This is a genomic window from Pseudomonas sp. TTU2014-080ASC, from assembly GCF_001446935.1.
In the GTDB taxonomy this organism is placed as follows: Bacteria; Pseudomonadota; Gammaproteobacteria; order Pseudomonadales; family Pseudomonadaceae; genus Aquipseudomonas.
The window spans coordinates 98,702-110,980 of the sequence record NZ_LKKK01000011.1 but is presented as its reverse complement, the minus strand read 5'-3'; the positions used below and the strand labels follow the sequence as shown (position 1 = coordinate 110,980).

The 12,279-nt window shown below is 57.1% G+C and carries 10 protein-coding genes; 4 read left to right on the top strand and 6 right to left on the bottom strand.

The genetic code is table 11. The annotated features are described in order from the left end of the window. Positions 1 to 13 precede the first annotated feature (13 nt). A complete protein-coding gene (nagE, locus tag AO726_RS10840; RefSeq protein ID WP_058068103.1) occupies positions 14 to 1,720 on the top strand; it encodes an N-acetylglucosamine-specific PTS transporter subunit IIBC in 1,707 nt (568 codons plus the stop codon). 44 nt (positions 1,721 to 1,764) lie between these two features. Here the strand turns inward: nagE and AO726_RS10835 are convergent, their stop codons facing one another. Next, entirely contained in the window at positions 1,765 to 2,082 is a 318-nt protein-coding gene (locus AO726_RS10835) for a Nif3-like dinuclear metal center hexameric protein (RefSeq protein ID WP_058068102.1), read from the bottom strand. 130 nt (positions 2,083 to 2,212) lie between these two features. Between AO726_RS10835 and AO726_RS10830 the strand changes: the two genes are divergently transcribed. Beyond that, the gene (locus AO726_RS10830; RefSeq protein ID WP_058068101.1) at positions 2,213 to 2,416 is read left to right on the top strand and encodes a tautomerase family protein; all 204 of its coding nucleotides are present in this window, start codon (positions 2,213 to 2,215) and stop codon (positions 2,414 to 2,416) included. Positions 2,417 to 2,423: 7 nt separating this feature from the next. Here AO726_RS10830 and AO726_RS20960 read toward each other — a convergent pair whose 3' ends face one another. Both AO726_RS20960 and purL read right to left on the bottom strand, forming a co-directional pair. After that, complete coding sequence (locus AO726_RS20960) at positions 2,424 to 2,660, bottom strand: CDGSH iron-sulfur domain-containing protein (protein WP_241492120.1); 237 nt, start codon at positions 2,658 to 2,660, stop codon at positions 2,424 to 2,426. Positions 2,661 to 2,706: 46 nt separating this feature from the next. Further along, positions 2,707 to 6,603: a phosphoribosylformylglycinamidine synthase gene (gene purL / locus AO726_RS10825; protein ID WP_058068100.1), complete on the bottom strand. Its 3,897-nt coding sequence runs from the start codon at positions 6,601 to 6,603 to the stop codon at positions 2,707 to 2,709. 165 nt (positions 6,604 to 6,768) lie between these two features. Here purL and mltF point away from each other — a divergent pair, with 165 nt between their 5' ends. Then, positions 6,769 to 8,232 carry a membrane-bound lytic murein transglycosylase MltF gene (mltF, locus tag AO726_RS10820; RefSeq protein WP_058068099.1) on the top strand — a complete coding sequence of 488 codons (1,464 nt, stop codon included), beginning with the start codon at positions 6,769 to 6,771 and terminating at the stop codon, positions 8,230 to 8,232. 1 nt (position 8,233) lies between these two features. Here mltF and tadA read toward each other — a convergent pair whose 3' ends face one another. Then, the gene (gene tadA / locus AO726_RS10815; RefSeq protein ID WP_058068806.1) at positions 8,234 to 8,716 is read right to left on the bottom strand and encodes a tRNA adenosine(34) deaminase TadA; all 483 of its coding nucleotides are present in this window, start codon (positions 8,714 to 8,716) and stop codon (positions 8,234 to 8,236) included. Between the two features lie 2 nt (positions 8,717 to 8,718). Further along, the gene (locus AO726_RS10810) at positions 8,719 to 10,089 is read right to left on the bottom strand and encodes a multicopper oxidase family protein (protein WP_058068805.1); all 1,371 of its coding nucleotides are present in this window, start codon (positions 10,087 to 10,089) and stop codon (positions 8,719 to 8,721) included. A gap of 163 nt (positions 10,090 to 10,252) precedes the next feature. Here AO726_RS10810 and AO726_RS10805 point away from each other — a divergent pair, with 163 nt between their 5' ends. Then, the gene (locus AO726_RS10805; RefSeq protein ID WP_058068098.1) at positions 10,253 to 10,864 is read left to right on the top strand and encodes a LysE family translocator; all 612 of its coding nucleotides are present in this window, start codon (positions 10,253 to 10,255) and stop codon (positions 10,862 to 10,864) included. 95 nt (positions 10,865 to 10,959) lie between these two features. Here the strand turns inward: AO726_RS10805 and cfa are convergent, their stop codons facing one another. After that, a complete protein-coding gene (cfa, locus tag AO726_RS10800; protein WP_058068097.1) occupies positions 10,960 to 12,075 on the bottom strand; it encodes a cyclopropane fatty acyl phospholipid synthase in 1,116 nt (371 codons plus the stop codon). Positions 12,076 to 12,279: the final 204 nt, after the last annotated feature.

The window sequence follows — 12,279 nt, the reverse complement described above, 5'->3', positions numbered from 1 at the left end:
TAAGGAGATTGCCATGCCCGCCATAATGGACAACCTGCAACGCCTCGGCCGCGCCTTGATGCTGCCAATTGCGATTCTGCCCATCGCCGGTCTGTTGCTGCGGCTGGGTGACACTGACCTGCTGAATATTCCTCTGGTTCATGACGCAGGCCAGGCGATCTTCGCCAACCTTGCCCTGATCTTCGCCATCGGCATTTCCGTCGGATTTGCCCGTGACAATAACGGCACAGCAGGTCTGGCAGGCGCTATCGGTTACCTGGTCATGGTGGCCGTACTCAAGCTGCTGGACCCGAGTATCGACATGGGGGTGCTGGCCGGGATTATCACAGGGCTCACTGCTGGTGCCTTGTACAACCGCTTCAAGGACATTCAGCTGCCAGAATACCTGGCGTTCTTTGGTGGACGCCGCTTTGTGCCGATTATCACCGGCCTCAGCGCTGTGATTCTGGGAGTGATCTTTGGCCACGCCTGGCCACCACTGCAGGCAGGAATCAACGAACTGGGCCAGCTGATGCTGGAAAGCGGCAGTCTGGGCGCATTCGCCTTTGGCGTACTTAACCGCTTGCTAATCGTCACCGGACTGCATCACATCCTGAACAACCTGGTGTGGTTCGTCTTTGGCAGCTTCACCGACCCTGAAACCGGCCGCCTGATCACTGGCGACCTGGCCCGCTACTTTGCCGGAGACCCCAAGGGCGGGCAGTTTATGACCGGCATGTTCCCGATGATGATGTTCGGGCTACCTGCCGCATGTCTGGCCATGTACCGTAATGCCCGCCCGGAGCGGCGCAAACTCACCGGCGGCCTGCTGCTGTCTGCCGGACTGACGGCATTTCTTACCGGTGTAACTGAGCCGGTCGAGTTTGCCTTTATGTTTCTCGCACCGTTGCTGTACTTGATCCACGCAGTGCTGACCGGCCTGTCTATGGCACTGACCGATCTGCTGAACATCCGCTTGGGCTTCACCTTCTCAGGCGGTGCCATTGACCTTGCACTGGGCTGGGGCAAATCCACCAACGGCTGGATGCTGTTTCCATTGGGACTCGCCTACGCCGTTATCTATTACCTTGTCTTCGACTTCTTTATCCGCCGCTTCAACCTGAAAACACCGGGCCGCGAAATGGTCGCAGAAGTCAGCACTCACGACGATACCCGCTCTGAGCTGGCGCAACTGGAGCGTGCTCCAGCCTACATCCACGCACTGGGTGGGGCCGATAACCTGCTAGTGGTCGATGCCTGCACCACACGCTTACGCTTGCAGCTGCTCAACCGGGAACAAGCCTCAGAAGCGCAACTGCGCAGCCTCGGAGCTCTGGCAGTGGTAAAGCCCGGTAAAAGTGGCTCGCTGCAAGTCGTGGTTGGGCCGCAAGCGGACAGCATCGCGGATGAAATCCGCCGCGCACTGCCTCATACGAAACAGGCGACCCCAGTCTCTACTGTTGAGCCTGAGACAAAGCCAGACATGCCTGAAGTGCCCGCTCAAACCGCCGAACACTGGCTGGCCGCATTGGGAGGGGCCAATAACGTCAGACATATCGAGAGTGTGGCGATGACCCGGCTACGGGTGAAATTCGACGCAAGCAGCGCAATGGATGAGGAACGCCTGAAAGCGCTGGGCCTGCTCGGCATAATTCATTTGAAAGACGGCATCAGCCATCTGGTTGTAGGCCAACAGGCCGATGCGCTGGGCAAGGCCCTGATCAAGCTGACAAACCATTAACCCCGCCCCCGCACGGCTGGACAGCGCCAGCCGTGCACATGGCATCAGAACACCATATCGGTCAGACGCCACACCTCATAAGCGGGTGTTTCATATGGGTGGGCAGCCTTAAGTGCCCGCACGCTGTCGTGAATCAACTCATCCGCAACCACCATCTCAACTTTCCACTCAACCACCTGCTCAACCGTACCGGTTTGCCCGATAAACGGCTGACTACCATCCAGCGGACGGAACTGGCCCTGCCCGAGCGTTTGCCAACAGCAATGGTCATAAGCACCGATATGGCCCGCACCTGCCTTGAAGACAGCCGCCTTGACTGCCTCCAGATGGCTCTCAGGTACATAGAAACTCAGCTTGTACATTTACACCTCAAATCAGAAAACCTGAAACAACCCATAGCGCAAAACGTGGCATCTGCCTTGAGCAGAAGATGAACAAGGCTCTCGCCTTCACCCAATCTGAAGTTCCGTTTCTATCATCAGGATTACTACCATGCCTTTCATCACACTGCGTCTCACCCCAGGCACTACCGATGCTCAAAAAGCTCAGGTCATCAAAGAGTTCACTGAAACACTGGAGCGCGTCATGGATAAAAGACCTGAATGGACCAATATCGTGATTGAAGAAGTCCCGACTGAAAACTGGGGCCACGGCGGCATTACCCTTAAGCAACAGTTTGCTCAAGAAAGTAAGTGACGGGCACTCACTGCCCCTTCAAAAATCGCTGCAACCGTGCAGACAGTCCATCAACAGGGCGGTTATGCCTACCATCGCAATATGGAAGATTTTCTGAGAGGCCGCACCGACACAGCAATAAAAGCTGTTCACGCTGTATCGTCAGCTCAAGCGTATCCGGGCAGTTTGGGGGGCAATCAGGAGGCTGGGGCGAACGCCCACAGCGGCACAGCAACAAGGTGTCGCCAGGTTTAACCTGGCGCACCTCGGGCAGAATCGGCGCAGGCTTATCCACAGCCCGCGCCCCTTACTCAGTCAACCCAGACACGGGCGTTACGGAACATGCGCATCCAGCCTGCATCTTCCTGCCACTCGTCCGGCTTCCAGGAGTTCTGTACAGCACGGAACACCCGCTCCGGGTGCGGCATCATGATGGTCACACGACCGTCACGACTGGTCAGACCGGTGATACCGCGCGGCGAGCCGTTCGGGTTGGCCGGGTAGGTCTCAGTAACTTTGCCGTGGTTGTCGACGAAACGCAGCGATACGCAACCGGACAGATCTGCTTCCAACAGCGCCTCTTCGTTCTCGAACTCGGCATGGCCTTCACCGTGAGCGATAGCGATTGGCATACGCGAACCGGCCATGCCTTGCAGGAAGATCGACGCCGACTCCTGCACCTGCACCATCGCCACGCGCGCTTCAAACTGCTCGGAGCGATTACGCACGAAGTGCGGCCAGAACTCGGTACCCGGAATCAGCTCGCTGAGGTTGCTCATCATCTGGCAACCGTTGCACACGCCCAGGGCGAAGCTGTCCTTACGCTCAAAGAACGCCTGGAAGCCATCACGGGCACGGCGGTTGAACAGGATGGACTTGGCCCAGCCTTCACCGGCCCCCAGTACGTCACCGTAGGAGAAGCCTCCGCAGGCAACCAGGCCTTTGAACTCATCCAAGGTCACGCGGCCACTGAGGATGTCACTCATGTGCACGTCGATGGCGCTGAAACCGGCGCGGTCGAAGGCAGCTGCCATTTCCACCTGGCCGTTAACGCCCTGCTCACGCAGAACGGCAATTTTCGGACGTACACCGGTGCGGATATACGGCGCGCTGATGTCCTGATTGACGTCGAAAGACAGCTTGGCGCTCAGTCCTGGGTTTTCTTCGTCCAGCAGCACGTCGAATTCCTGATCAGCGCATTCGGCGTTATCACGCAGGCGCTGGATCTGATAGCTGGTGCGCGCCCATTCACGCTGCAGCAGACGACGCTCGCCGTTAAATACCGGCTGGTCGTTATAGCGGATGCTGATCTTGTCGCTGTTTACCGGCTGGCCAATCACGGCCACGCAGTCGCCCAGACCGGCTGCACTGAACTGTGCCAGCACTTCTTCGGTGGCACCCTGGTGAACCTGAATGACGGCACCCAGCTCTTCGTTGAATAGCACATCGGCAACGCTGTTGCGGTCATCCGCCAGCGCATCCAGAGTCAGATCCAGACCACAATGACCGGCGAAGGCCATTTCCAGTGCTGTCACCAGCAGGCCACCGTCGGAGCGGTCGTGATAGGACAGGATATGGCCATCCTGATTCAGCCCCTGAATCACCGCGAAGAATGCTTTCAGGTCTTCTGCGTCATCCACGTCCGGGGCCTTGTCGGCAATCTTGCCGTACACCTGAGCGAGGATCGACGCCCCCATACGGTTCTGGCCACGGCCGAGGTCGATCAGGATCAGGTCGGTATCACCCTTATCCATGCGCAATTGCGGAGTCAGGGTCTTACGAATATCACTGACTGGCGCAAAGCCAGTCACGATCAGGGACAGTGGAGAGGTAACGGTTTTCTCTTCACCGGCGTCTTCCCAGCGGGTCTTCATGGACATAGAGTCCTTGCCCACCGGAATGGTGATGCCCAGCTCAGGGCACAGCTCCATACCGACCGCCTTCACGGTTTCGTACAGGCGGGCATCTTCACCTGGGTGACCGGCAGCGGCCATCCAGTTGGCGGACAGTTTAATGTCGCCAAGTTTTTCGATACGCGAAGCCGCCAGGTTGGTAATGGTTTCGCCAATCGCCATACGCCCGGATGCAGCAGCATCCAGCAGTGCCAGCGGCGTACGCTCGCCCATGGCCATGGACTCGCCGGTGTAGACGTCAAAGCTGGTCGCAGTCACAGCACAATCAGCCACAGGCACTTGCCATGGGCCGACCATCTGATCGCGAGCCACCAGACCGGTAATGGTGCGGTCGCCGATGGTGATCAGGAAGCTCTTGCTGGCTACGGCCGGGTGATGCAGAACACGCTTGACGGCTTCATCGATGGCCACACTGGAGGCACGGAAGTCATCGCCCAGTTCAGCTTCACGGGTGACTGAACGGTGCATGCGTGGCGGCTTGCCCAGCAGCACGTTAAGCGGCATATCCACAGGCTTGTTGCCAAAGTGACTGTCGGAAACGGTCAAATGAGCCTCTTCGGTGGCTTCACCCACCACTGCGAACGGGCAGCGCTCGCGCTCACAGATGGCCTTGAAGCGCTCAAGGTCAGCAGCATCTACCGACAGAACGTAGCGCTCCTGGGACTCGTTACACCAGATTTCGTGGGGTGCCATGCCGGGTTCGTCGTTCGGCACATTGCGCAGCTCGAAGCGGCCGCCGCGACCGGCATCGCTAACCAATTCCGGGAAGGCATTGGACAAACCACCTGCGCCCACGTCGTGGATAAACTTGATCGGGTTTTTGTCGCCCAACTGCCAGCAACGGTCGATCACTTCCTGGCAGCGACGTTCCATTTCCGGGTTTTCACGCTGTACCGAAGCAAAATCCAGGTCAGCAGAGCTGGCACCGGTAGCCATGGACGAAGCCGCACCACCGCCCAGGCCGATCAGCATGGCCGGGCCGCCTAATACGATGAGCTTGCCGCCGACGCTGATTTCGCCCTTCTGAACGTGCTCTTCACGGATGTTGCCCAGACCACCAGCCAACATGATCGGCTTGTGGTAGCCACGGACTTCTTCACCACGCGGGGTCTGGATCGCCTGCTCGAACGTACGGAAGTAGCCGGTCAGTGCCGGACGACCGAATTCGTTGTTGAATGCTGCGCCACCCAGCGGGCCTTCAATCATGATGTCCAGCGGGGTCACAATGCGCTCAGGCTTGCCGTACGGCACTTCCCAAGGCTGCTCGAAGCCCGGAATCTGCAAATTGGATACGGTAAAACCGGTCAGACCTGCCTTTGGCTTGGAACCACGACCGGTTGCACCTTCATCGCGGATTTCGCCGCCTGAGCCAGTGGAGGCGCCGGGGAACGGTGCAATGGCGGTTGGGTGGTTGTGGGTTTCCACCTTCATCAGGATATGTACCGGCTCCTGAGTAGCACCGTATTCACGGGTCTCAGGGTTCGGGAAGAAGCGACCGGCGACGTGGCCAACGATAACCGAGGCGTTGTCTTTATAGGCCGACAGAACACCTTCGCGGTTCATCTCGTAGGTGTTTTTGATCATACCGAACAGGGATTTTTCCTGGCTTTCGCCGTCAATATCCCAACTGGCATTGAAAATCTTGTGGCGGCAGTGCTCAGAGTTGGCCTGCGCAAACATCATCAGCTCGATGTCGTGAGGATTACGCCCCAGCCCCTGGAAGCTGGTCAGCAGATAGTCGATCTCATCTTCAGCCAGTGCCAACCCCAAATCTGCGTTGGCCTTCTCTAACGCAGCACGACCACCACCCAACACATCCACAGCCGTCAGCGGCTTAGGTTGCGCGTGACTGAACAGTGCAGCAGCACCTTCCATATTGCTCAGTACAACCTGAGTCATGCGATCATGCAGCAATTCAGTGACCAATTGAGCATCTGCTTCGCTCAGCTCGCCGCTGACGTAATAAGCCAGACCACGCTCAATGCGCTCAATTTTTGCCAGACCACAGTTGCGGGCAATATCGCTGGCCTTGCTCGACCACGGAGAAATGGTGCCGAAACGGGGAATGGTCAGGAACAGGCGGCCAGTCGGCTCCTGAACCGGAACACTTGGGCCGTACTTCAGCAAACGGGCCAGAACCCGCTCTTCGTCGGCAGTCAGCACGCCTGTAACATCGGCAAAATGCACGAATTCGGCATACAGGCCGGTAACGGCAGGGACTTTGCTGGTCAGCTGCTCAAGCAGTTTGCCGTGACGGAAAGCAGAAAGGGCGGGAGCGCCGCGCAGGATCAACATCGGGGACAGCCTCTGGGAAGGGGTGTACTTTGAGGCCGTGCATTCTAGCCTAAAATGCAACGCTGATGGCACCTGTGAAGACAAGGGATCGTGTCCTGCTGCGTAGCAGAGATACGGATTACTGTCGAGATATGGCGTGTCACATCCTTTGCGTATACTGCACTGATGTTTTCCCAATCTGTATTCCGTACGCGCTGTGCCAGCTGGCTGTCAGCGATCGGGATCCTCCTACTGCTTCAGGGCTGTGCTGAACCTCCACCCAGCACGCTTGAGCGTATAAAGGAGGAAGGTGTGCTGCGGGTGATCACCCGGAACAGCCCATCGACTTATTTCCAGGACCGCAACGGTGAAACCGGCTTCGAATACGAGCTGGTTAAGCGTTTTGCCGACGATTTGGGCGTCGAGCTGAAAATCGAGAGCGCCGATAATCTGGATGACATTTTCAGCAGCCTGAACCGGGAAAAAGGTGCCGATTTGGCCACCGCTGGCTTAGTCGCTAGCCCGGCCCGCCTTGGGAAAGCGCGGTTCTCACTGCCTTATATGGAAGTGACACCACAGATCATCTACCGTCAGGGCCAACGCCGCCCCACACGCCCCGAAGATCTCATCAGTAAGCGCATCATGGTGCTCAAGGGCAGCGTACACGCCGAACAACTGGCCAACCTCAAACTGCAATTCCCCGAACTGAACTACGAAGAATCGTCAGCCGTAGAGGTCGTCGACCTGCTGCGCATGGTTGATGAGGGACAAATCGATCTGACCCTCATCAACTCCAACGAGCTGGCCATGAATCAGGTCTATTTCCCCAACGTGCGCGTCGCCTTCGACCTCGGCGATGCACTCAATCTGGCCTGGGCCACCGCACCGGGGGAAGACACCAGTCTGCTGGATGAGATGAACGCCTTCATTGAGCGCGCAATTGCCAATGGCAGCCTGCAACGTCTCAAGGACCGTTACTACGGCCACGTGGATGTTTTGGGATACGTCGGTGCCTATACCTTTGCCCAACACCTGCAGCAGCGTTTACCCCGGTATGAGAAGTACTTTAAGGAAGCCGGTGCCACTCACGGCATCGACTGGCGCATGCTGGCGGCCATGGGATATCAGGAATCCCTCTGGGAACCCACCGCCACCTCCAAAACCGGGGTTCGCGGATTGATGATGCTGACATTGCGTACCGCGCAGGCCATGGGCGTCTCCAATCGCCTGGACCCGAAGCAGAGCATCAACGGCGGTGCCAAGTACATCAAAGTGGTCAGAGATCAACTGCCGGAAAGCATTCAAGAGCCGGACCGCACCTGGTTTGCTCTGGCGGCGTACAACATCGGCAGCGGGCATCTGGATGACGCGCGCAAACTGACTAAGGCCGAAGGCCTTGATCCGGACAAGTGGCTGGACGTGCAGAAAATCCTGCCACGTCTATCGCAAAAACAGTGGTACAGCAAAACCCGCTACGGCTATGCCCGGGGCGGTGAGCCTGTGCATTTCGTACGCAACATCCGCCGTTATTACGACATTCTGACCTGGGTTACTCAGCCGCAGCTTGAGGGTTCGCAAGTCGCAGAAGGTACCCTGCACGTGCCGGGCATCGATAAGCGCCCACCGGCCACCCAGACCACGCCACTCTGAATCAGCGCTGCTCGCGACGGCGCTTGAAGAAAGCGCTGAGAATCGCCCCACACTCCTCTGCCATCAGCCCGCCCTCAACCAGCACCCGGTGATTGAGGAACCCCTGCTGAAAGAACTCGCCACGGCTCTGCACCACCCCTGCCTTGGGTTCGGTGGCACCGTAAACCACCCGTTGCACCCGCGCATGCACAATCAATCCAGCGCACATGCTGCAGGGCTCTAACGTCACATACAGGGTGCAACCAGGCAGTCGGTAATTCTGCAAATGTGTAGCCGCATCACGGATTGCCACCATCTCGGCGTGTGCACTGGGATCACTTGTCGAAATTGGGCAATTAAAGCCACGCCCAATGATCTCGCCCTCCTGCACCAGCACCGCCCCGACAGGCACCTCGCCCAGCTCGGCACCTTTGGCAGCCAGCGCCAGAGCCTCAGCCATGAAAAACGCATCACGACTACGATCAATAATCAGGGGTTGACGCACAATCAAGCGACCTCAATGGATGCCATCAGACCGGTTTCCATATGGTCAATGACATGACAATGGAACATCCAGACGCCCGGATTATCCGCCACCAAAGCCACCTTCGCACGCTCGTTCTTGCCCAGTAGGTAGGTGTCGGTAAAGTACGGCGTGATGCGTTTGCGATCTGAGCTGAGCACTTTGAACGTCATACCGTGCAAATGAATTGGGTGCTGATACTGGGACAGATTACGCAGCTCAAAGATGTAACTTTTGCCCAGTTCAAGACGGGCGATGGGGCGGTCAGCGCAGGTCTTATCGTTGATATCCCAAGCCTGACCATTGATCTGCCAGAAACTATGCGCAGCGCCCTGCTCCAACCCAACCGATACGGCACCAGCCCATTCGAAATTGAAACGCAGTGTTTGCGCCGTTGCCAGATCAGGCTCGGCTATCGGGTTAGCCGGTAGCGCAGGCGGCCAGTCAGCCACGGGATCAGTGGAGGCGACCGACTTCAGCGTAGCCAAACGCAGCGGCCCATTACGCAGCGGCAATTCAGTTCCGGCTTCTGGCACCTTCAGCCCGATATCAATACGCATCCCCGGCCCGATCCAGTACTCCTTCGGAAAGCTATGCGGTTCGACCGGATTACCGTCAAGTGCATACACGCGGGCCTCGGCCCCCGGCAGATTGAGACGATAAGTGAGGGTGTTATCCAGATTCAGTATGCGCAGGCGCACCACCTGCCCGGCAGGCAACTCCAGAGTCGGAGCATGCACACCATTTACACTGCTCAAACGCCCCGGTGTACCGCCCCGCGCAGCTTCTCGGGGAACGCTGAAATCGGTGAATGCGCCCTGCTCATCCACATGCCAGCTTTTCAGATTCAGCGTGCGCTCATAGGTGAAACCTGTAGGCTCGCGCTCCTCAACAATCAGCGCTCCTACCAATCCGCGACCGAGTTGTTCACCACTGGCAGTGTGCGGGTGATACCAGTAACTACCGGCGTCCGGGGTAATGAAGTCGTAATCAAAATACTCACCCGGCTTGACCGGTGCCTGTGAGACATAGGGCACCCCATCCATCGCCAACGGCAAGCGGATACCATGCCAGTGAATGGTGGTTTCAACATCAAGCTTGTTGATAAAACGCACCCGCAGCCGCTCACCCTGACGGCAACGCAGTTCAACACCAGGCGCTTTTCCACCATAAGCCCACGCCTGAGTTACATGCCCTGGCACCAGCTCCATATCCAACGGAGCTGCGATCAGCTCGTAATCATGGGTTGCGACATTCTCTGGCCGCCCCAACCAATAGCGCACACCGCCGCCCCCCAACCCGATAACACCAAGTCCGGCGAGCCCAACCAGCATTTGTCTGCGAGTAACGTGCATAAAGGTCCGAAATCCGATCTGTTCAGCAAGGGTCAAGGCCACCAGTAGCCTGACAATTGCAACATGATCTCATTTAGCAGCGCGCATGACGACCCAGCAGGATGTCGCATAAGAGACAAATCAATTAGTCTTCCAGGCACGCTGGAAGCCTCCGGAGAAGCTAATGGATACAGCGACCCTTTTTACCTACCTGCTCACCTGCACAATTGCTGCTGCGACACCCGGCCCCGGAACACTCAGCGTCATCACGTACAGCGTTTACTTTGGCTGGCGGCGAACCTTACCGGTGATCTTCGGCATCCAACTCGGCATGCTGGCCATGGCAGCTCTGGCCCTTGGCGGACTCAGCGCCACTCTGAGTGCATCCCCGCATCTGTTCAGGGCTCTTCAATATGTGGGTGCGCTTTACATCGGCTACCTCGGCTATCTCAGCCTGAAACATGCCCACACTGAAATGCAGATTGAGAATAGCCAGCACAGCAAACATGGGCTCCGCGCATTCAGACATGGTGCACTGGTAACCTTCGCCAGCCCTAAAACGCTGCTGTTTTTTACCTCATTCTTCCCAATATTTATCGATCCGAGCCGTGACATTGCCCCTCAAATGGCTCTACTACTGGTGCTCCTGCTGGCGTGCACACTGCTGGCGCATCTGCTGTACGCATTCGGAATGAAGCTGGTCAGCAACTGGCTCAGGAAACACAACATTGCTTTCAACATTACAGTGGGAGTGATCTTTATCGGACTGGCCTGCTACATGGCATGGCAGGTCTAGCAGGCCGGATCACTCAATTCAGCCCGTAGTAATCACATCAACATCCTCCAGCAGATCGCGCTGCATTTTCACGACTTTATCCCCAGCGCGGCGTTTCAGCGCGGAGCCTGATACCCGCCCGGAACACCCTCAGGTGAAAGCACTAACTGCCACAACTGCGCGTGTCGTGTACGGAACGCGGCCATGGAACCGGCCAAGTAGAAATGCCACATACGCTGAAAGCGCTCATCGTAACTGGCATCGAGCGTGTTCCACGCCGCATCAATGTTGTTTCGCCAGGCTTGCAGAGTCAGATCGTAATCTGTGCCAAAGTTGTGCCAGTCCTCCAGTACAAACAAGCCTTCCATTGCTGATGTGATCTGCGCAGCTGAAGGCAACATGGAGTTAGGAAAAATGTAGCGGGCAATCCAGGGATCAGTGTGATCACTACTCACGTTACTTCCGATGCTGTGCAAGACAAACAACCCATGCTCAGGCAGACAGCGCCGGGCGACCTCGAAGTAGTCCCGGTAATTCTTGACCCCGACATGCTCAAACATGCCAATAGAAAAAATCGCATCAAACTGCTCGTTAAGGTCGCGGTAATCCTGCAAGCGGATTTCTACCGGCAAGCCTTGGCACAGCTCCTGAGCAAACACAGCCTGCTCCTGAGAAATGGTGATGCCTACGCCTTCAACACCGTATCGCTCGGCAGCAAACTTGAGTGCCTCACCCCAGCCACAACCAATATCCAGCACGCGCATACCGGGCTTAAGCTGCAATTTGCGACAGATCAGATCGAGCTTGGCCTCCTGCGCAGCATCCAGATCATTGCTATTGCGCCAGTAACCGCAGCTATAGACCAAACGTTTGCCAAGCATGGCTTGGTAAAGGTCGTTACCCAAATCGTAATGTCGCTTGCCGACCTCATAGCTGCCCTTGCCGGCCTGCAAGTTGAGCAGTTTGGCCTTGAGCGCATCCCAGACCTCGCCAGTGCCATGCACGCGCTCATCCAGCCGGGCACGGACTAAGTGATATAGAAAGACATCAAGCTGGTTTGCATCCCACCAGCCATCCATATAGCTCTCGCCCAGCCCAAGCGAACCTTGCGCCAGAACCCGAGAATAGAAGTGCGGATCGTGAACTTGGATGTCTTGCGGGCGTTCACCACCCACCACAACGTCTGCTTCCGTAAACAACTCCTCTACTCGTTTTTGCAGCCTTGCTTCCATCTTCGTTACCCTCCTGAAAAGGCGTGCTCAGGCACGACTTGAACAATGTGATAACAGCAGAGTCGGGTGAACTAATGCCTCACGCCAAGGCCAGCACTGTCCAACTACTTCCCCTTCTAAACAGTGGTTGGACTCATCTGTGTGCGTTCAGTCAGGGACGCTTGCAATACACTCCCGCGCCTCAGACACAGTTCACGATATATA